This window comes from Neobacillus drentensis (assembly GCF_036965425.1).
GTDB lineage: Bacteria > Bacillota > Bacilli > Bacillales > Cytobacillaceae > Neobacillus > Neobacillus drentensis_F.
Genome location: NZ_JBALPP010000141.1, coordinates 10,419 through 31,020 on the forward strand (window position 1 = coordinate 10,419; position 20,602 = coordinate 31,020).

Sequence of the window (20,602 nt, forward strand, 5' to 3'; positions counted from 1 at the left end):
GAATGGGCGGCTATCCAGGTATGGGAATGAGTGGAATGCCAAGCATGGGAATGAGCGGAATGCCAGGCATGGGAATGAGCGGAATGCCGGGCATGGGAATGAGCGGCTTCCCTGGCATGGGAATGTAAAGTCTTGTTGTTGATTGAAGCTTTAACCTGATTTCCAAAAAAGTTAAGTAATTTTATATAACTAAAACATGCATTCAACAACCTTCCTAATTCCATTAGGAAGGTTGTTTTAATTCGCATTTCCTAGGGTAGCTATACCTTTCAAATTCAGTTCATTACGTATATTGGTGACATCCAAGAGGAGGGCGTTCCATATCCTTTATGATGAACCAGACATTTCATCAATCTAAAAAAAACTTCCAACCAAATACCCAAAATATGCCAGTGTAATGCCTGCTCCATAGGTAGCGATGGTATAAAGGATAAAGTCCTTTTTATTTTTTTTAAAGAATAACTTTAACATTTCTAATTTCAGCGTCGAGAAAGTTGTAAAAGCCCCCATGAATCCAGTTCCAAATAACAATACAATCATGATATCCGCTTTCGCGCCAGTGATCACACCTAAAAGAAATGCACCCAATAAATTAACCGTCAATGTTCCCAATGGTAAGGCAGATTCGTGAATTAATTGTTTACTTATAGTATAGCGAGCATTCGCCCCGAAAAAACCACCCATTCCGACTATTATCAAATGCATGAATGTCACGATTTATCCACCTCGTTATTGAACTTAAATCCTATTCGGCTCATAAATAATCCTCCAATAATACTGGCAAAAACATAAAGAACACCCAGTATCATATTTCCGGATTGAAACAATTTAACGGTTTCCACACTGAGAGTTGAAAAAGTGGTAAAAGAACCGACAAAACCAGTACCGATTACAGTAGACATCTGAGGTGAGAAAGAGAACTTCTTGAAAAAATTGGTTGTCAGCCAGGCCAATAAAAAACTCCCAAATAAATTAATCAGTAAAGTTGCGAATGGAAAAGTGCTATTCGTAAAAAAGGTCATTCCAATTAGATATCTTAATATCGCACCTAAAGAACCAGCTATACCTATAAAAAGATAGATCAAAGCGAATTTTTACCCCCTATATAAAAGACTGCACCAACTAATTTTAAACTCATATCGTCTCAATTAACAACACAAACTCCATTTGAATATAAATAAATGAGTAAAAGCCGATGGAGGAGGAGTACGATTGAAAATCAATTATGATCATTCCTTTGAATTACCTAGGTCTATTGTATGGAAATATATTAAGGATGAAAATGTACTTAGAAGCTCTCTCCCTGGATGCCGTTTTTTTGAAGAAAGATCAACCGGAAATTACCTGGCTGAAATTGAAATTCAATTAGGACCAATTAAGGATATGTTTAAGCTGGAAATCTATACGATTGTAGAGAATTCAGCTTCTACCTACCGACTCCATGTAAAGGGAAAAGGGAACCTTGGTGAGATAAATGGCAATGGTGTTTTGCATATTTCAGAAAATCAGGGGGGGACCAGCCTTTCATTAATGGCTGAAGCAGAGATCACAGGAGCACTCGCCTTAGCAAGCAAGCGCATATTAGACGGGTCCGCTGATAAGAGTTTGGCAAACTTTTTTCAACAAATGGAGAAAGAAATCAAAAAGAGAATTTATCTCTTGAAAAGAAGAAGCAGATGATGGTCTTTGATTAACTGCTTCTTTTTATTTTGCAGTAAATTAAAAAACGTTTGTATTCTAAAAACAAGGGGATTCTAGACATAGACGAATTCAAACTGCACTTTAAAAGGAGGGGGACTTTGACGAATAGGGCAAGAATATTCATATACATATTATTCATTGCCGCTGCGGCCTTGGCGATCTGGTCGAATCGTGTTCCACTCCAAAACACACTTTTCGTCAAGGCTGTGTTCCTGTATTGGTTTTTTAGTACGCTTTATTTTCATTTACGTACCATGAGCCGAAAAGGAAATGTGACTCTTGATTATGGAATGAACTACAGTTTGTCCTTTGTCATGTTCTCCGGGCCGTTAGGACTACTTATTTTCGAAACGATCTACCGATTTAGCAATTATTTTTATAAAAAGATCACCAAAACCGCGGATCCGGATGAATTTGAGCACATTTTTTATAACGTCGGATCGTTTGTATTACAAAATACAATTTCCTATTTTGTGTTCCAAGCCTTACAACATTATTTTCAAGCGATACCGTTTGGCTTTTGGATTTTAATGTTTTTTCTGGCAACAATAAACGCTATTATATCTGATACCTTCCTCACGATCATTTTCTACTTCTTAGGGGAAATAAAATCGCGGGAGGAGGCTTTTCATTTTTTTAAAAGCAGAAGTATTCCCGATTTGGGAAAAATCTCGTTCACAAATGGAATGTTATTTGTCTTTCTTCAAGAAGGACATTGGGAGATATTAATCAGCTTCTTTATTTTGAATTATTTGGTTAACCACTCCTTTATTACAAAATCTCAATACCTGCAAAACAAGCTGGAACGAGACCAATTTGAACAAATGGCTTATACCGATTTTTTGACAGGTGTTTCTAACCGCGCTTTAATGGATAAAAAGATGGCAGAGTTAAATCAAGGGAATGAATCAATTGGGATTGTAGTAACGGACTTGGACAAATTCAAAATCATCAATGACACCTATAATCACGCGGTCGGTGACAGGGTGATCCAGCATTTTGCTGCAACCTTAATAAGCTTTCTTAATCAGGATGATTTTTTATTTAGAAGCGGAGGGGAAGAATTTACGCTTTTCTTAAGATATCGAGATTATGATCAAACGGTGGCTTTGGTGGAAAAAATAAGGCGAGGTGTTGAAAACAGTCAGGTTCCAGCAGAGTTTAATGGGGAAGATGTGTCGATTACCTATACAGCATCCTTTGGGCTCTACTTTTATGATGTGACCGAAAATATATCGATGGAAAAGGGGTATATTTATGCGGATCAATTATTGCTTCAATCCAAACACCGCGGACGAAATCAATTATCAGCTAAACATGAGTTCATACATATATAAAAATCGAAAGTCAAACACTATAATAAAAGAGGGGGTGTAAACATGACAAATGAAACAAAAGAATATGTTGCAGCTTCACTTTCACCACAATTAATAAATGAAATTCAATCACTTGAAGAAAAATTAAGTGAGCAAGCCCATAAAAAAGTAGTCGTAATTGCTTATGAAAATGAGACAACAACGTGAGATAATTTTTCCTAAGATAATAAGTTGGCTAAAACCTTCATCTAATTGAAGGTTTTTATCATGCGCTTAAGCATCAGGAGGAGAAACATTGAAAAAGAAATGGTACCTGAAAGGTATTTTAATGCTAACAGTCATATTGTTAGTATTTAGCGGGTTAAAAACCTTTAAATCAATAGCCAAACAAAATACCAGAATAACAGTGTATCTCGCCGGCGATTCCACTGTTGCAAATTATGCCAGAAATCGGGCACCGAGGGCTGGGTGGGGGCAAATGCTCCCTCAAATGTTTGATGAACAAATTATCGTGAAAAATGAAGCCGTCCCGGGGAGAAGTACGAAAAGTTTTATAAACGAAGGGCGGTTACGCAGAATTTTAAATCAAATTCATAAGGGAGATTACTTGCTCATTCAATTCGGCCATAACGACGAAAAAAGCTATGATCCATCCCGTTACACAAGCCCTGCCACTTCCTATCAACATTATTTAAAAGAATATATTGACGGTGCCCGAAATAAAGGGGCCATCCCAATTCTTGTAACACCGGTCGAAAGAAGGAATTTCTCTACCGACGGAAAGGCTTTGTCCACCCACGGACAGTATCCTGATGCCATGAAGGAGGTTGGCAGAAAGGAGAATGTCCCTGTCATTGATCTGACGTCGAAAAGTATGGCACTTTATCAACAACTTGGACCAGAAAAGACAAAGAAACTTTTTTTATTCCTAAATGCTGGAGAACATCCAAATTACCCTGGTGGTGTCCAGGATCCAATTCATTTTCAAGAAAAGGGTGCAAGGGAAATCGCCAAAATGATTGTGGAGGGAATTGCTGGGCTTAACCTGCCCCTTCAAAAACATATATTAAAAAACGGAGGCAATTAACAGCCTCCGTTAGTTACAGTTTCCCCAATCAACAATACCCTTAATTGCTCCTTTGGTAATTGCCTTTTTTCCCATTCACGATATAACCGCTCTAACGCTTCGGGACCAGTATCATCGGCTAACCGGTAGGCGCCATAATGCATCGGAACAAACAATTTTGCTTTTAATTCCAAAAAAGCTTTTACACTATCTTCGGGCGAGATATGGGATGCGGCCATAAACCACTCTGGCTCATAGGCCCCAATCGGCATAAACACCGTATCGATGTGAAAGCGATCTCCAATTTCCTTAAAGCCTGGGAAATAGCCGGTATCTCCAACAAAATAAAACGTTTCTACTTGATTTTGGATAACCCAGCCGCCCCAATGGGACGTATTCATATCTGTCGCCGATCTTCGTGTCCAATGCTGAGCAGGTACAAAGTGGAAAGTAAGTCCTTCATGTTTAACCGTTTCCCACCAATTCAATTCGATGACCCGATGATAACCTTTTTTGAGAAATAGCGATTTTAATCCGATTGGTACAAAAAATTGAGGATTCCCTTTTATCTGCTTGATCGTTGGAAAGTCCAAATGGTCGTAATGGCCATGAGAAATGAGCACAACATCTATTTCGGGCATGTCTTCTAATGGGATTCCAGGCGGGGTTAATCTCTTTTGGAACCCCATCCGCTGTGCCCAAACAGGATCCGTTAAAATATTGAGTCCATTTAGTTGAATCAGAAAAGTCGAATGGCCGATCCAAGTATAAGTAGTATTATTTCGATTTTCCTGAAGTTCTTTAACCATTTTATTTTTACATTGCTCGATATTTACCGATAAATCCTTTACCTTGCTTTTTCGTTCCCTTTGCCATCTCATCATGTCTTTAAACGTTTTGTTTGTACTGATATTGTCTAAATTCACGTATTTTTTCCGCATTTAATCACCTTTTTATCTTCACAAAAATGAATTTGGCTTGATTATAACAAGAAACGAGGGGTCCATCAAAAATATTTCTATTATTAAGAGTAAATAACATTTCGTTTAAGAATCATTGAATATGTGTCAAATCGACAAATTTTTCCGATTTTAAGAATTACAATGGCAGTTGTGGGAAGGAGTTGAAACAATAATTATTGAAAAATTAATGTCTTTAGTTAATCATCGTTCTATTATTAGCAATTTTCATGGTAAATCTCAAAGCAAACTAGGAGGTTTTTCGATATGAAAAATAATCTTCGAAATGCTGTCCAGCAAAAAAGGCAACATCTAATTGATGAGCTTCTTAAATTAGGGGTTTTTAAAAAAAATAATAAGCATCTATATGAATGGACACTGCAAGACCTTGAAGAAGAATATGTTCAATTGAAACAGGTGATTTGGATTCAAACAAATCCAAGTGCCGGTAATACTTCACAAACTTTTAATTAAAGAACAAAAGCCGGTTTTAAAAACCGGCTTTTGTTTTTTCTATGTTATGATGTTATTATCATTCACGAAATAGGATGGAGTGAAATCTATGTCAATTGAAAAAGTCGTACAAAAACAAATTGAATTTTACAATAATCAGGATTTAGAAGGATTTGCAAGCACCTATTCAGATGACATTACCGTGTTGACTTTCCCAGATAATACAGTAACATTAAGCGGCAAGCAGGCACTAATTGAAAGGTATTCAGAAACCTTCAAAAAGAAAATGTTCGCGGAAATCAAAAATCGTTCCATAGTTGGAAACAAGGTAATCGACTGGGAGATCGCAACCAATGGACTAACAGGTGAAAGCACAAGCTTAATGGCTATTTATGAAGTGAAGAATGATTTAATTTCTAAGGTTTGGTTTATTACGGAATAAAATCGGGAGAATACATATTTGAATGGGAGGACATCAAATGTACAGTTTTAAGAACGATTACAGTGAAGGGGCACATCCTAGAATATTGAATGCTTTAATCGAAACCAATTTTGAACAGGAGGATGGCTACGGGGAAGATCGCTACACTCAAAAAGCAGTAGACCTTTTAAAGGAAAGAATCGGACGAGAAGATATAGATATCCACCTTATCGCTGGCGGGACACAGACAAATCTTATCGCGATCTCATCCTTTCTAAGACCACACGAGGCTGCTATTGCGGCCAACACCGGTCATATTTTTACACATGAGACTGGGGCGATTGAAGCAACTGGGCATAAAATTCTAACAGTTGAAGTCGATGATGGGAAACTAACCCCTTTGCACATAAAGCAAATACTTGATTTTCATACAGACGAACATATGGTGAAACCGAAGCTTGTATACATATCCAATTCCACTGAAATTGGCACCATTTATAAGAAAAGTGAGCTGGAGCAATTAAGTGAATTTTGCCGTAAGAACAATCTGATTTTGTATATGGATGGGGCCAGATTAGGGTCTGCACTTTGCTCTACAGAAAATGACCTCACATTGAATGATATTGCAGCACTTGTGGATGCCTTTTATATTGGCGGAACGAAGAATGGAGCTCTTATCGGTGAAGCATTAGTCATTTGCCGCGAATCATTGAAAGAAGATTTTCGGTTCCATATGAAGCAAAAAGGGGCGCTACTTGCGAAAGGAAGACTTTTAGGTATCCAATTTCTTGAACTTTTCCGGGACAACTTATTTTTCGACCTAGCCATGAATGCAAACATAGTGGCTGACATGTTAAAACAGGAACTGGTTAATGCAAATTTCAAGTTTCTAACACATTCACCTTCCAATCAAATTTTCCCTATTTTGCCTAATTCTTTAATTACTGAACTCCAAAGTAGGTACTCTTTCCATATTTGGGAAAAGGTCGATTCAGATTACTCTGCAATCCGGTTAGTTACGTCCTGGGGAACAAAAGAGGAAGTTGTTTTAGCTTTTATTCATGACCTTAGGACATTTCAAAATGCATAGAAAGACGAAGCGTTAATCCAAGGAGGATTAACGCTTTTTTCGTGGGATTTTATTAGACCCCTTTCAAATAAATACACACTTGCATAAAGGTAAGTGATACATTTGAAGACCACACCATATGCTTAAAAGAAATAAACGGTCATGAAGGGAGTTATACAGTCATGCAACGGATAAAATTTATTATTAAACAATTTCTACATGAGCCTTTGTGGTTTAAAATACTAATTTCTACAACTTTGATTATTTCAATTACCTTTAGCAGTTCATTTTTTGCGGAGAATGTCTATTTTCAGAGTTTTGCTAAATTGGCAGCGGCGATCTTCTTTTGCGCTTACGGTATAAAATTTAGGAGAAATTTAAAATTAGCTATACTCTTTTTTGCTTTTTCAATTTTATGCATTTACCTATCTATAATGTTATTAATTTAGTGTTTCTCGTCTTAATACTAGGAGAAATGATCATGTGTCCATTTCTCCTGCGAATCCATCATATAACCTTGGATTGCGTTAAATCGTGGTTATTTTTCCCTGACAATCAAGGCTGATATCCAGCCTTCGATCCCGTTTGCGGTTTGAACTTTTAGCCACTTAATTCCTTTGGAATCTATTTGTTCTTCATTCAAAAAGTGCATGATTTCTCCATTGGTAATCGTATATAGACGGGGCGCAGTTAGTGTGGGTGCTTCCCGAATATTTCCTCCGTCTTTATACTCCTTATTTAAAATGAATTCTTTTGGATGAGGAGAAGCCACGGATGCTTGTCTGGGAACATGTTCTTGGTTTAACCATACCTCTGCTTTCTTCCATTTTTGTGTATACCACTTAGTTGGATTGTTCAGGATGGCTGCAGTGAGCAAAATTACTAGAGTTGTAGCAGAATAGAAGGTCCATCTTTTAATCCTTGTCTTATTCCTTCTCCGTTTCTTGAAAAGCTGAATCATTTTGTTGAAAAATCTTTCGAACAAGGCGAACATTTCTTCAATGAAATCAATCCAAACAGATATACCGGCTTTTCCTGCTTCTCTCCGGCTTCTTTGCATCGTGCAAAGAAGTGCCATGATGGGGTAAGAAATAAGATAATGCATTTTTTTCAACAAACGGCACAACAAGTTGAAGAAGGGAGGAATAATGGACAACAAAATCAGCCTTGCGAGCTGCAGAAGGACAAAGAGAGCCAAAAAAAGGCGCAACCATTCTGGCAGGACAGAAAGTAGTGACCAGATCCAAAACAGCTGATTTAGAATAGATTCCACAATCGCTAATCTCCTTTATTGAAATAGGATAGGAGTTCTCTCTTCTGACCAGTAATCTGTTTTTTTTCATTGGTGTTTTCCTGATTGAGTGGGAGGTAGGGGAATAATTTTTTTAACTTGGCCAATCTTTGTTCCGCCTCAAACTGGTCAATAGTGTGATCATTGATCAAATTAAAAAGTTGTTTGTTTACCTCATTTTTGAAAGCTTGATTTTGGCTAAACTCAGATTCAACTAACCGCTTTGCCATTTCATTTTTTTCCCCAAGCTTCCCTGCAGTGATAAAATCTCCAGCTTGAAGGGCTTCTTTAATCGAGGCCGATATCCGGCGCGCCTCCTCCAAGTCCAGAGCCTCTTGATAGGCAGATAGTTCAGCGTTCCGGTCTAAATCGGCGATCGCCTCATCATGGCGCTGGTCCCTAATACTTTGCCTGATCAAAACACGAATATTTCGAACAACAACTCCGGCCTCTCTTAACACTTTAACTAGTGGCGAGGTTTGAAAAAATTCTTCAATATGCCGGGCAAAACTAAGATCCTCTTCAATAGGATAAAATCTTGCTTCCGACTCCACCCAGAAGGGCAGATTATTGTTAATAATGTGGCCAAATTCTCCCGCATTTTGTTGAACTAATTTTTCAGGGTGTTCAACGGCAATATCGATAAACAGATTGACAGAAAAACTTCTTCCTCTTGTTGCTGAAGGGACTTCCTCCTTGTAAGTGATGGTATGCTGCTGCATATTGACTGTATAAACCCTTTTATATTTACCTATCCGCAATTCACTCCGTGACAATCGCTCTCCATTTTTAACGGCATAGTATTTGTTGTGATTATTAACATAAACAAAGGCATAAGTCATAGATGATGCCGGCGGTTTTTCCAAAAAGCTAAATTTCACTTCTTTAACATCTTCAATAAATTGCATTAAGTCATTCCCTCCAGTTAACTATTTTCATTGAGAGAGCACTTACCCTTGTCCACATTCTATGCCGACAATCGGAAGAAAAGCCCCATATCTTTGCAGAAATTGGGGATTGAGGGAGTTAAATACTAATTCATACTTTACATATAGGAATTGTAAGTTTATAATAAAATTAATCAAATTAAAAAATTATTCAGACCGAATTTAAAGTTGTTATTTTCAAGGGAAGGTTTAGTGAAAACTAAAGGAGTGTTTATGATGAGAAATAACGATGAAAAAAAGCGGCAAAAACTTATCAATAAACTAATATTCTTAAACGTTTATAATAAAGAAGATCAACAGCTTCATACGCTGCCACTTTCAAAATTAGAAAATGAGTATAGGAGATTTAAATTACAAAATCATCCGCATGGAGAGTTTGGTTCTATTCAATGGGTATAAAATTTCGAAGGTTTAAGGAAAAGAACAAATGAGGGTTGGGGGCTTAGGCCCTTTTTCTTTTGCTCTTTATGTCTTAACAAGTTGGTGTAATTTCAATACATTGGATATATAATGGAACTACAATTACATAACTTTGAAATCTATTAATAAGAAAGGATGAATGGCAATGAAGAATTCTTTAAGAGATAAGGCTGTGTCGTTTTTACAAATGGTTGCATCGGGGAATGTGCGCGAAGCATACAGTAAGTATATTGGCCCTGATTTCCGCCATCATAATGCCTTTTTCCGTGGAGACGCTGATTCTCTTATGCTCGCAATGGAAGAAAACGCCGCTAAGAATCCTCACAAAACCCTTGAGATAAAACGTGTTATTGAAGAGGGTGATACCGTTGTGGTTCACTCCCATGTTAAGCAAACGCAAGAGGACCTTGGGGCAGCTGTGGTTCATATCTTCCGCTTCCATACCGACCTTATCGTTGAGTTATGGGATGTAGGTCAGCCCATACCAGAGAATTCTCCAAATAAGAATGGCGTGTTCTGATGCATTAATCAACCTGATAAAAGGGGATTCCAAAAATAACTTTTGGAATCCCTTTTTGTTTACCAAATACCAAAAATGCTTGTTATTTTTTGAATCGAAATGGCACGGTAGAAACAATCACATTTTTTTGATAAATAAGGTAGAGTCGTAATAATAAGCTTGATTGGTTATGCAAAATATCGTGCCATCTTTTCTTTGTAATAAATTGAGGAATCAATACAGTAAGTGTGTACTTTTGTTCATTCGCCTTTTCCTCAACAATTTCGATAAAGCGTGCAATCGGTCGTAATAAGCTTCGGTAGGAGGTATACAAAGTCACAAGACGAATATCTGGCTGCCATTCCTTCCATTTATCCTCCATTTGTTTTTCACTCTCACGGTCAAAGGCTACATAAACGGCAATGACGGAGTCACCAATTAACTTCGCATAGTTTAATGAGTTTTCTACAACCTTCGTTACCCCAGCGACCGGGACAATGACAATGTTGCCCTCTAACGGAAGTGCATCATCACCTGTTGCAATCCTAAGTTGTTCACCTACTGCATCGTAATGCCTTTTAATCCGATGGCAGACAAAGACTATAATCGGTAAGAAGATGAGGACATACCAGACTTGAGAAAATTTTGTGATAAAGAAAATGATCACAACCGTTAAAGTAATCAGCGCGCCAATTAGATTAATGGTCATTTTCAATAGCCAGCCCGAAGGTTTCTCTCTTATCCATTTCACAATCATTCCTGTTTGCGAAAGTGTGAAAGGGATGAATACACCTACCGCATAAAGGGGAATGAGCTGTTCTGTTTCTCCTCTAAAGATGACAATCAATATAATGGATGCCACACTAAGAGTAAGGATTCCATTTGAATATCCTAGTCGATCCCCGCGATTCAGAAACATTCTCGGGATATACTTGTCAGTGGCGAAGTTAACCGCTAACAGAGGGAAAGCAGAGAATCCTGTGTTAGCCGCTAGTACCAGAATAAGAGCCGTAGTTCCCTGGATAAAATAATATAGGAAGTTTCTCCCGAAAACCTTAGATGCCATTTGGGAAACAACCGTTTCCTCTGCTTTAGGGGAGATCCCCAGCCAATAGGCTAAAAACATCGTTCCCGTGAAAAGAACCGCTAGAATAATGCCCATCATCATTAAAGTATGGACTGCATTTTTAGCCTCAGGTTCCTTGAAATTCGGAACAGCATTTGAAACCGCTTCGACTCCTGTAAGAGCCGAGCAGCCTGATGAAAAGGCGCGCAGTAGTAAAAATAGACTTATACCAGGTATAGCTGTCCCGATTGGTGTATGCAGATGGGAAGGAATCTGTCCGCTAACAATTTGCCACAGTCCCACGACAATCAGAAGGACTAACGCAACGACAAATATATAGACGGGATAGGCGAGGACAGAAGCTGATTCCGTAATACCTCTGAGATTCAAAATCGTGATCAAAATAACTAAGATGGAAGCGATGGGCACATTATAGGGATGTAATAGAGGAAATGCCGATGTAATTGCATCCGTACCAGCTGAAACACTAACGGCCACTGTTAAGATGTAATCGACTAATAAAGAACCGCCTGCTACTAATCCTGCATTTTTCCCCAAGTTACTTTTCGAGACAACATAGGCACCCCCGCCATGAGGATAAGCGTAAATAATTTGACGATAGGACAAAATTAGCGCAGCTAAAAGAATGAGGACACCTACACCAATCGGAATCGAATACCATAGAGCAATAAGACCTAATGTAGATAACACAATGATAATTTGTTCTGGCCCGTATGCCACAGAAGAAAGGGCATCGGATGACAGAATGGCAAGTGCTTTTAATTTACCTAATCGTTGTTCGCCTAATTCACTGGTTTTCAGCGGTTTCCCAATTAAGGCTCGTTTAAACATGGAATAACGCATAAAGTACCTCCGTAAGATATAAGCAATTGAACTGCTTTTAACCATAGGATTATATTACCCGCTAAAATCTTTTATAAATCATCATACCAAATGCAAAAAAGAACACTAAGATTTTACTTACTGTTCCTAAAAATACATCAAAGAGCAAATAAAGCTCTTCCTAACATATGTAATTTAATTATCAATATAACCTAGAAAGAATGATTTAAAGAATAATACTTTTGTTGGCTAACGAGGGACTTTAATAAAGCCCCTCTATCAACTTACTTTGAGGGGCTCCTCATTTTTTGAAGGCTTGCTGGTATTTGAAGAAGACTTTTTATTCAAAGCCAACAAAAATATCATGCCAATAATACAAGCTGTCCCAACCCATTGGAAAGATCCAAAGGGTTCTTTTAGCCAAAAGACTGTTGTTAAAACAGCTGCTAGTGGTTCTATGCTGCCTAAAAGACTTGACTCTTTAGGCTCCAGACTTTGTAAGCTTTCTATAAAAAACCAAAATGCAATCATAGTACCAAATACGATGATAAAGGTTAAATACCAATAAGCTTTTAAAGCTAAACTTGAAAAGTCCATTTGCCAAGGCGGATGGATAAAACTTAATGCAAAACCACCGATAATCATAGCCCATCCAACAATGACAAGGGAGTCGTATTGCTTCAATAATGGAACGGCATATAGAGTATAAAATGCTAAAGCTATTCCAGATAAAACACCCCAAACGATGGCAAGTGTTGGCACAGATAATTGAGAGATGGAGCCGTTTGTTAATAAGAAAAAACAACCAACTAAAGCAAGCGATACTGTCAGTAAATCTTTTCGTGTTAAGACCGTTTGTTTCCGGAAAATTAAATATAAGATAATCATAACAGGTGCTAAATACTGTAATAGCGTTGCGACAGCAGCATTTCCATGTTTAATAGAAGCCATATAGGTGTATTGAACTGAAAGCATTCCCACTAAACCGAAGATAATCAAATGAATAGCGATCCTCCGATTTTTCCAAACACCAAGTATCTGGGAACGGTCTTTACAGAAATATTGAACCGTTAAGAGTAAAAAACCAGCTATGAGCAATCGAATCGTAACCAGCCAATCCACATCGATTTGATACTGCTGAAAAAGCTTTTTGGCAACTGTGCCACCGATTCCCCAAAATACCGCTCCCGTTATAACAAGAAACATTCCCTTTCGTCTATTCATGGTTGATTCTCCACCTTTAAATATAAAAATAGTGTTATAATATCTTAAATAATAAGTGGAAAACCTTTGAAATAATACTCAAATCGAATGAAAAAATATAATTATATTGAGGCGGTAGTGTGCAAATTAAAGATTTTATGGTTGACCAAAGTTTAAAAGAATTAACTGAACATCGTACAGTTGTGCTGCCGATTGCTTGTTACGAAACAACGATTAACCAAAATGTAAATGGGTATATACCACTTCATTGGCATGATGAATTTCAGTTTGTTCACATTGTAAAAGGAGAAGCCATTTTTCAAGTAAATGAAGAAAATATTACTGTGCGGGAAGGCGAGGGTCTTTTTATAAATAGTGGATGCCTGCACATGGCAAAGGATAAGAATATTTCGGGATGTACCTATATTTGTTTAAATGTTTCCCCCAGTTTCGTTTTATCACAAGAACTTTATTCAACCTATGTAAACCCTTATATTCAGGCGACTAATATACCTTTTTTACTCTTGGTGCCAAAGATGCATTGGGCGAATAATATTTTGGACTCGATTATGAAAATCAATCAATTGATAAAAGAAAATCCTCCATACTATGAAATCGACATCAGCATTCATCTAACATTAATTTGGAAGAACCTAATTATTAATGGTATTGAATTAGAATACGAGCAAACAGAAATGGTAAAGAGTCAAAGAATGAAGCAGATGTTAGATTGGATCCACCTGCATTTTCCTGAGAAAATCCTTTTAGAAGATATTGCACGTGCTGGACAATTAAGCCGTTCGGAGTGCTGTCGATACTTCAAACGAATTTTAAAGAAAACTCCTCTGAATTACGTTACCGATTTTCGAATTCAAAAAAGTTTAGTTTTATTGCAACAACCAGATTCCAGTGTCACGGATGTTGCCTATCAAGTAGGATTTAACAGCACAAGCTATTTCATTGATAAATTTCGAAAAGAGATGAACATGACACCATTGGCATACAAAAACAGGAATATTCAAAAAGATTTGAGCAGGAGGGATTGAATGAGAATTGCGGTTTTGTCCGATATTCATGAAGGTTTAAATCGTAAAAATACAAGGTCTGATATAATGGCAACGTTAAAAAAATGGATTGCAGTCCATTCACCGGAAGTGTTTATCATTAGCGGCGATATGACTGCTGGCCCAGAAAAAAGTCTTGCTCTGTTAAATCAACTACAAAGAGAATATCCACAAACAAGGATATTATTTGTACATGGAAACCACGATATATATCATGAAGATTCTGAATTAGCTTACCAAACACTACTTGAGTTTCAAGGTAACCTTGGCCATGGTCCAGTTGAATTAGATGAAAATTGGGTTATTATTGGCGATGGAGGCTGGTATGATTACACCTTTGGAATAGAAGGATATACCAAAGAACAATTCCAAACTGGTACTTTTAATGACTTTACGTGGCCAGATAAAACAAACGCTCATTGGACGGGGAATGATAATGAAGTAACTGAACGTTATATTACAAGAATAGAGAACTGGTTAAGCGAATATCGTGGAAGAAATATCATTATGGTTACACATTTCGTTCCCTGCTCACAGTTTTTATTATGTAAAAACGATCCTAGTTGGGACTTTTTCAATGCGATGATGGGCAGTTCACGCTTGGGTAAATTGGCCTTGAAATATGGAGTTGAAAAATATATTTTTGGTCATATTCATACCAGATACCATGATAAATATAAAGGAATGGAATTGATCTGCAACCCATTAGGCTATTATCCACATGAATGGAACTTTAAATCTGTGGAGGAGGAAATATCCTCGTGCATCAAAGTAATTACAATTTAAAAGATTCTTATATTCTAATTATGATCCCAAACAGGGGATTTTCTATAATACCCTCAAACACAATACTATAATTCTATATGGAGTGGTTTGAGCGGGGATACTTTTTGTAGATGGCCCATAGATAACAATGAGATCTCGGTTCGCAGGGTTACTTGTAAAGGATTGCCCATTTATTAAAACCATGTGAGTGTATGGAGATATATTTAATCGTAATCGTCCATCACTACTTACCAACTGACTATTAAAATAATCTACTTTGACATTCTGATAGGGACTATCTTTTACCATGACAAGTGCTTGATACTGTGGAGGGTAAATGAGTAGAGCAGGTGCATTTCCGTCGTAATATCCAGTCACACGATCTCCTGCTGCAACCATCATATGGTCAACAAAGTAAGTACTCGGTGACACCACGAAATTTACCATTGCTCCCATTTCGTTTACGACAGATATTAATTTATTGCAGCCATCTCCTTCACCATTATGCCCCACAAGATCAGTAATCATGGTGACGGTCCCATGAAACGAATAAAATTTTGTCATCCTAAAACCTCCTATGCACATGAACTTACTTTGTGTACCATATGTAGGTTAATACCTAGTTGACTGTGTGTATGCCCATAAAAGATAAGAAAATGTTCTGTAGATTAATAGTATGTGAGCTATTACCAGTAAACTACATTTGAAGAAGTAAATGAGATTTAGTAATCTGTTAAGAGGATTAATAAAATGGGGATGTATTATTTGAAAACAGGAAGAAATAAATATATAAAATGGTCATATAAAATAGTCCTTATCTTAATTGGCTTATTAGTAATAAAGATGGCTGAATTTAACATCTTATATAGTGTTATTCACTGGTTATGGAAAATACCTATGGGTGGAATAGAAGCGCTCATTGGCACCATTATTACTACAATTCTTTTTACGCCATTTCTTTTTATTGTTATGAAACAAAGAATCAGATTAGAGAGAGCAGAAGAAAAGTATAAAGCTTTATCCTATTTTGACCCATTGACTGGATTGTCAAATCGGAGATATTTTGAAGAGAAATTAACCGGTTCACTGATTGATCTAAAAAGGGAAAGACAAACTGGCGTAGTCATTTTTCTTGATTTTGATGGATTTAAACATGTAAATGACAATCATGGGCATGAAATTGGTGATCTTTTATTAATCGAAATGGGAAATCGACTATTTAACTGTTTACGTAAAGAAGATACAGTTTCACGCTTTGCGGGAGATGAATTCCTGGTTTTTTTACCGAAGATTGATAAACCTTCGGCCCCAAAAATTGTTAATAGAATCATTGAAGAAATTAACAAACCTTTTAACATAAAAAATATTCAGATTTACACTTCAACAAGTATTGGTTTGGCTTTTTTTCCAGAACATGGAACAGATGCGATCAGCTTAATTAGAAATGCAGATAAAGCTATGTATAAAGCTAAATTGCAAGGAAAAAACACTTATGTAATGTTTGAGGGGGAATGAGTCGAAAACCATTTCCTCTTTAAACTTACGGTAATGTCAGTTAATCACTACCGCTTGAGGCGGTTTTTTCTTTTTCAACAAAAACGTCAGCTATTTTTAATGTTATAATTCCATTTATAAAAAATACACAATATTTTTCGAGGTTATCAATGAAGGTATATACACTTAAAAGGCAATTCAATGGCTATAAAAAAGGAACACAATTTTACTTAATTACTGAATCAGAATTTATTGGGGTTAAAGAGTTTGTATTGAGAACGAAAGATTTAACAAATAGTATATCAATCAATGAAAGTGAACTTCTAAAGAATTTTATTTTCATAAAGGAAATTTACTTTATCGAATGAAAGGCTTGCTGCTGAGAGGATGAACCGGGGCATTAGATTACTGTATGGTATGGAATAGCTATTTTTTTCGAACTCTTCCTAATTTAATTATAGCACATAAAAAGCGGTCAAAATAGACTTTTTATTCTCATTTACTACTGCTAAAATCAATAGAACCTTACTGGTTAGGAGAGATGTAGAATGAGTTCTTTGGTTATCGATTTTCAGGAAATGGAAAAAATGCAGCTTTTGCTCGTTGGCGGAAAAGGGTTAAATTTAGGGGAATTATCAAAAATTGTAGGAATCCAAGTACCAGAAGGATTTTGTGTTACAACAGTGGGATACCAACAAGCCATCGAACAAAACGAAACGTATCATGCGTTGTTGAATCAACTAACACTGCTTAAAGTACAGGATCGAGATCAAATTGGTGAAATCAGCCGGATGATTCGACAAATCATTATGGAAGTAGAAATACCATCCGATGTCGTGAAAGAAGTTACACACTATCTCTTCCAACTCGGTGATGAACATGCTTATGCAGTGCGCTCTAGTGCGACTGCTGAAGATTTACCACATGCCTCCTTTGCTGGACAACAAGACACCTATTTAAATATCTTCGGTAAAGAAGCCATCTTGAAGCATATCAAGAAATGTTGGGCTTCCCTATTTACGGATCGCGCAGTAATCTACCGTTTGCAAAATGGATTTGATCATAGTCAAGTTTATATATCCGTTATCGTGCAAAGGATGGTATTCCCACAGGCTTCCGGGATATTATTTACCGCTGATCCGATTACCTCTAACCGAAGGGTACTATCCATCGATGCCAGTTTTGGGCTTGGAGAAGCACTGGTTTCTGGCTTAGTATCTGCGGATTGTTATAAAGTAAAGGAAGATAAAATCGTCGATAAGAGGATAGCAACCAAAAAATTAGCTATCTATGGATTAAAAGAAGGCGGTACAGAGACCGTGCCGATCGATCCTGATCAGCAAAAGACGCAAACACTCAATGACCAACAAATAGTACAACTAGCACGCATCGGAAGACAGATCGAGGCTTATTTTGGCTGTCCGCAAGATATCGAATGGTGTTTGGTTGATGATACATTTTATATTGTCCAAACCCGTCCAATCACTACGCTTTTCCCGATCCCTGAAGCGAATGATCAAGAAAATCACGTATATATATCGGTTGGTCATCAACAAATGATGATCGACCCCATGAAACCACTGGGATTGTCTTTTTTCCTGTTAACGACTCCTGCACCGATGCGTAAAGCTGGCGGCAGGCTGTTTGTGGATGTCACACCTCATTTGGCTTCACCAGTTCGCAGAGAAATGTTTTTAAGTACCATGGAACAACACGACCCGCTCATGAAAGACGCACTTATGAACATCATAGAGCGTGGAGATTTTATAAAATCGTTACCAAATGAAGAAAAAGCACCGAATCCCCGCAGAAACAATACTGATATGCTGGGGGAAATCGAAATCGATCCGGCAATCGTTGCTGATTTGATCAAGAGTACTCAATCATCGATTGAAGGGTTAAAACAAAACATCCAAACGAAATCAGGATTGGATTTATTTCATTTTATTCTAGAAGATATCCAGGAATTAAGGAAGATATTATTTAACCCACAGAGTTCGCGTGTGTTTATGGCAGCTATGGATGCTTCATCATGGATCAATGAAAAAATAAATAAGTGGTTAGGTGAAAAAAACGTAGCAGACACACTATCTCAATCTGTACCAAACAATATTACTTCAGAAATGGGTCTAGCGCTATTGGATGTAGCTGATGTGATTCGTCCTTATCCGGAAGTAATTAATTATTTACAACTTGTAAAAGATGATAACTTTTTGGATGAATTGGTTAAGTTTGAAGGTGGCCAAAAAACCCGAGACGCGATCTATGCTTATCTCAACAAATACGGAATGCGATGTAGTGGAGAAATTGATCTTACTAAAACTCGTTGGAGTGAAAAACCAATTACACTCCTCCCCATGATTCTTGGTAACATCAAAAACTTTGAACCTAATGCCAGCAAACGGAAATTTGAACAAGGACTACAGGAAGCTTTACAAAAAGAACAAGAGATATTAGAGCGATTGAAGCAATTACCGGATGGTGAACAAAAGGCCAAAGAAACAAAACACATGATCGACCTAATCCGAAATTACATCGGTTACCGTGAATATCCAAAATACGGCATGGTTAGTCGCTATTTCGTTTATAAGTTGGCTTTACTGAAAGAAGCCGAACAACTCGTACAAGAGGGCGTTATTCAAGAAAAAGAAGATATATACTATCTCACTTTTGAAGAACTTCACGAAGTCGCACGCACAAATAAACTTGATTACCTGATCATCAGCAAACGAAAAGACGAGTATAAATTTTATGATAAACTAACTCCGCCACGTGTGATCACGTCTTATGGTGAAATCATTACAGGTGAGTACAACCGTAAAAATCTCCCTCCCGATGCTATTGTAGGTCTGCCTGTTTCTTCCGGAGTGATAGAGGGAAGGGCACGTGTAATTTTAAACATGGAAGATGCTGATCTAGAAGATGGAGATATATTAGTCACCTCCTTTACTGACCCTAGCTGGACACCTTTGTTTGTATCCTTAAAAGGCCTAGTTACCGAAGTTGGTGGACTGATGACTCATGGAGCAGTCATCGCACGTGAATATGGCTTACCAGCAGTTGTTGGAGTAGAAAATGCTACCAAACTGATAAAAGATGGGCAGCGAATCCGCGTCCATGGAACAGAAGGGTATATCACAATATTGTAATTGGATTCCGACAAAAAAACGAAAGCGATTGTTCAACAGAATAGTCGCTTTTTTCTAGTAGCTTTATGCGGTGCAATAATTGGAGTTAAACTTAATTTGAAAAAGCTAATTTTAAGGAATGGTTCTATTTATAATAAAAAAGAGTTTGTCGAAGGGGGATTTATGATGCAAAAGATACTTATTCTTGGTGCAAGCGGGCTTGTAGGAAGTGCTTTAATTGATGAATTGAAATATGATTTTGACCTTTACGGAACATATTCTTCTAAGTTAACTAGTCTTCCTGATGATAAGCAGTTCCAATTAGAAGTTCAGCAGCTCGATAAACTAAAAAATATGATAAATTCAATTAAACCCGATATCGTGATTTCTTGCCTTAGAGGAGAGTTCGATTGGCAACTTGAGTTTCATAGGGTATTGGCTAGGGATTTGCACAACAAAAATACCCGTGTTTATTACTTTTCTACGACAAATGTATTTGATGGAGACTTTTCAAGATCCCATATAGAAACAGATCTACCTATTTCTGAATCAGATTATGGAAAATTCAAAATTAAATGTGAAAATGTATTAAAAGAAGCTTTGGATGAGCGAGTAATAATCATCCGGATTCCAGCGATATGGGGTAAGGATTCACCAAGATGGAACTTAATTAAAGAAAGTATAAAAAATAATAAAGTGATAGATGTGTACAGCAATCTCATATGTAACAATCTTTTGGATGTTTTGTTAGCAAAACAACTACGATTTATGATTGAAAATAACTTAAAAGGGATTTTTCACTTAGGATCAACGGATATGATGACTCAGGTGGAATTTTTTGAACAGATAATAGGTAAACTCGCAAGTAATAAAAACATATTACGATATAGCTTATAT

The 20,602-nt window shown here is 37.1% G+C and carries 22 protein-coding genes; 14 read left to right on the forward strand and 8 right to left on the reverse strand.

The window, feature by feature from the left end; all coding sequences use genetic code 11:
- Positions 1-354: 354 nt before the first annotated feature.
- A complete protein-coding gene (locus V7161_RS27325; protein WP_335715967.1) occupies positions 355-705 on the reverse strand; it encodes a fluoride efflux transporter FluC in 351 nt (116 codons plus the stop codon).
- A 5-nt stretch (positions 706-710) separates the two neighbouring features.
- On the reverse strand, positions 711-1,085 hold the full coding sequence (gene crcB / locus V7161_RS27330) for a fluoride efflux transporter CrcB (RefSeq protein ID WP_335715947.1): 375 nt from the start codon (positions 1,083-1,085) through the stop codon (positions 711-713).
- Positions 1,086-1,212: 127 nt separating this feature from the next.
- On the opposite strand from crcB, the gene V7161_RS27335 reads away from it, so the two are divergent.
- From V7161_RS27335 to V7161_RS27350, 4 genes are all read left to right on the forward strand, one after another.
- On the forward strand, positions 1,213-1,680 hold the full coding sequence (locus tag V7161_RS27335; RefSeq protein ID WP_335715948.1) for a CoxG family protein: 468 nt from the start codon (positions 1,213-1,215) through the stop codon (positions 1,678-1,680).
- A gap of 119 nt (positions 1,681-1,799) precedes the next feature.
- Positions 1,800-3,038, forward strand: a complete 1,239-nt coding sequence (locus V7161_RS27340; RefSeq protein WP_335715949.1) for a GGDEF domain-containing protein — start codon at positions 1,800-1,802, stop codon at positions 3,036-3,038.
- Between the two features lie 42 nt (positions 3,039-3,080).
- Entirely contained in the window at positions 3,081-3,224 is a 144-nt protein-coding gene (locus V7161_RS27345) for a hypothetical protein (RefSeq protein ID WP_223587679.1), read from the forward strand.
- Positions 3,225-3,312: 88 nt separating this feature from the next.
- Complete coding sequence (locus V7161_RS27350; RefSeq protein WP_335715950.1) at positions 3,313-4,104, forward strand: rhamnogalacturonan acetylesterase; 792 nt, start codon at positions 3,313-3,315, stop codon at positions 4,102-4,104.
- Here the strand turns inward: V7161_RS27350 and V7161_RS27355 are convergent.
- Entirely contained in the window at positions 4,101-5,024 is a 924-nt protein-coding gene (locus V7161_RS27355; protein WP_335715951.1) for an MBL fold metallo-hydrolase, read from the reverse strand. The genes V7161_RS27350 and V7161_RS27355 overlap by 4 nt on opposite strands.
- A gap of 285 nt (positions 5,025-5,309) precedes the next feature.
- Here V7161_RS27355 and V7161_RS27360 point away from each other — a divergent pair, with 285 nt between their 5' ends.
- The 3 genes from V7161_RS27360 (at position 5,310) to V7161_RS27370 (ending at position 7,006) form a co-directional block, all read left to right on the forward strand.
- Positions 5,310-5,516 carry a Fur-regulated basic protein FbpA gene (locus V7161_RS27360; protein ID WP_335715952.1) on the forward strand — a complete coding sequence of 69 codons (207 nt, stop codon included), beginning with the start codon at positions 5,310-5,312 and terminating at the stop codon, positions 5,514-5,516.
- Positions 5,517-5,604: 88 nt separating this feature from the next.
- Positions 5,605-5,937 (forward strand): nuclear transport factor 2 family protein, encoded by a 333-nt coding sequence (locus tag V7161_RS27365; RefSeq protein WP_335715953.1) that lies wholly within the window; start codon positions 5,605-5,607, stop codon positions 5,935-5,937.
- A 37-nt stretch (positions 5,938-5,974) separates the two neighbouring features.
- Complete coding sequence (locus V7161_RS27370; RefSeq protein ID WP_335715954.1) at positions 5,975-7,006, forward strand: threonine aldolase family protein; 1,032 nt, start codon at positions 5,975-5,977, stop codon at positions 7,004-7,006.
- Positions 7,007-7,523: 517 nt separating this feature from the next.
- Here the strand turns inward: V7161_RS27370 and V7161_RS27375 are convergent.
- Both V7161_RS27375 and V7161_RS27380 read right to left on the reverse strand, forming a co-directional pair.
- On the reverse strand, positions 7,524-8,258 hold the full coding sequence (locus V7161_RS27375) for an SH3 domain-containing protein (RefSeq protein WP_335715955.1): 735 nt from the start codon (positions 8,256-8,258) through the stop codon (positions 7,524-7,526).
- Between the two features lie 5 nt (positions 8,259-8,263).
- Positions 8,264-9,184, reverse strand: a complete 921-nt coding sequence (locus V7161_RS27380; RefSeq protein ID WP_335715956.1) for a hypothetical protein — start codon at positions 9,182-9,184, stop codon at positions 8,264-8,266.
- 255 nt (positions 9,185-9,439) lie between these two features.
- On the opposite strand from V7161_RS27380, the gene V7161_RS27385 reads away from it, so the two are divergent.
- Positions 9,440-9,622 (forward strand): Fur-regulated basic protein FbpA, encoded by a 183-nt coding sequence (locus V7161_RS27385; RefSeq protein WP_335715957.1) that lies wholly within the window; start codon positions 9,440-9,442, stop codon positions 9,620-9,622.
- A gap of 166 nt (positions 9,623-9,788) precedes the next feature.
- Positions 9,789-10,163 carry a nuclear transport factor 2 family protein gene (locus V7161_RS27390; RefSeq protein WP_335715958.1) on the forward strand — a complete coding sequence of 125 codons (375 nt, stop codon included), beginning with the start codon at positions 9,789-9,791 and terminating at the stop codon, positions 10,161-10,163.
- Positions 10,164-10,245: 82 nt separating this feature from the next.
- On the opposite strand, the gene V7161_RS27395 is transcribed toward V7161_RS27390, so the two are convergent.
- Both V7161_RS27395 and V7161_RS27400 read right to left on the reverse strand, forming a co-directional pair.
- Positions 10,246-12,072, reverse strand: coding sequence for an APC family permease (locus tag V7161_RS27395; RefSeq protein ID WP_335715959.1), 1,827 nt, complete (start codon positions 12,070-12,072; stop codon positions 10,246-10,248).
- Positions 12,073-12,330: 258 nt separating this feature from the next.
- A complete protein-coding gene (locus V7161_RS27400; protein ID WP_335715960.1) occupies positions 12,331-13,275 on the reverse strand; it encodes a DMT family transporter in 945 nt (314 codons plus the stop codon).
- A gap of 125 nt (positions 13,276-13,400) precedes the next feature.
- On the opposite strand from V7161_RS27400, the gene V7161_RS27405 reads away from it, so the two are divergent.
- Positions 13,401-14,300, forward strand: a complete 900-nt coding sequence (locus V7161_RS27405; RefSeq protein ID WP_335715968.1) for an AraC family transcriptional regulator — start codon at positions 13,401-13,403, stop codon at positions 14,298-14,300.
- Positions 14,301-15,104: a metallophosphoesterase gene (locus tag V7161_RS27410; RefSeq protein ID WP_335715961.1), complete on the forward strand. Its 804-nt coding sequence runs from the start codon at positions 14,301-14,303 to the stop codon at positions 15,102-15,104.
- Positions 15,105-15,146: 42 nt separating this feature from the next.
- On the opposite strand, the gene V7161_RS27415 is transcribed toward V7161_RS27410, so the two are convergent.
- Positions 15,147-15,647 (reverse strand): hypothetical protein, encoded by a 501-nt coding sequence (locus V7161_RS27415; protein WP_335715962.1) that lies wholly within the window; start codon positions 15,645-15,647, stop codon positions 15,147-15,149.
- A 201-nt stretch (positions 15,648-15,848) separates the two neighbouring features.
- Between V7161_RS27415 and V7161_RS27420 the strand changes: the two genes are divergently transcribed.
- The 3 genes from V7161_RS27420 to V7161_RS27430 form a co-directional block, all read left to right on the forward strand.
- On the forward strand, positions 15,849-16,598 hold the full coding sequence (locus V7161_RS27420) for a GGDEF domain-containing protein (protein WP_335715963.1): 750 nt from the start codon (positions 15,849-15,851) through the stop codon (positions 16,596-16,598).
- Between the two features lie 527 nt (positions 16,599-17,125).
- Positions 17,126-19,726 carry a phosphoenolpyruvate synthase gene (gene ppsA / locus V7161_RS27425; RefSeq protein WP_335715964.1) on the forward strand — a complete coding sequence of 867 codons (2,601 nt, stop codon included), beginning with the start codon at positions 17,126-17,128 and terminating at the stop codon, positions 19,724-19,726.
- Positions 19,727-19,822: 96 nt separating this feature from the next.
- The coding region (locus V7161_RS27430; protein WP_335715965.1) for a sugar nucleotide-binding protein at positions 19,823-20,602 on the forward strand (780 nt) is incomplete at its 3' end.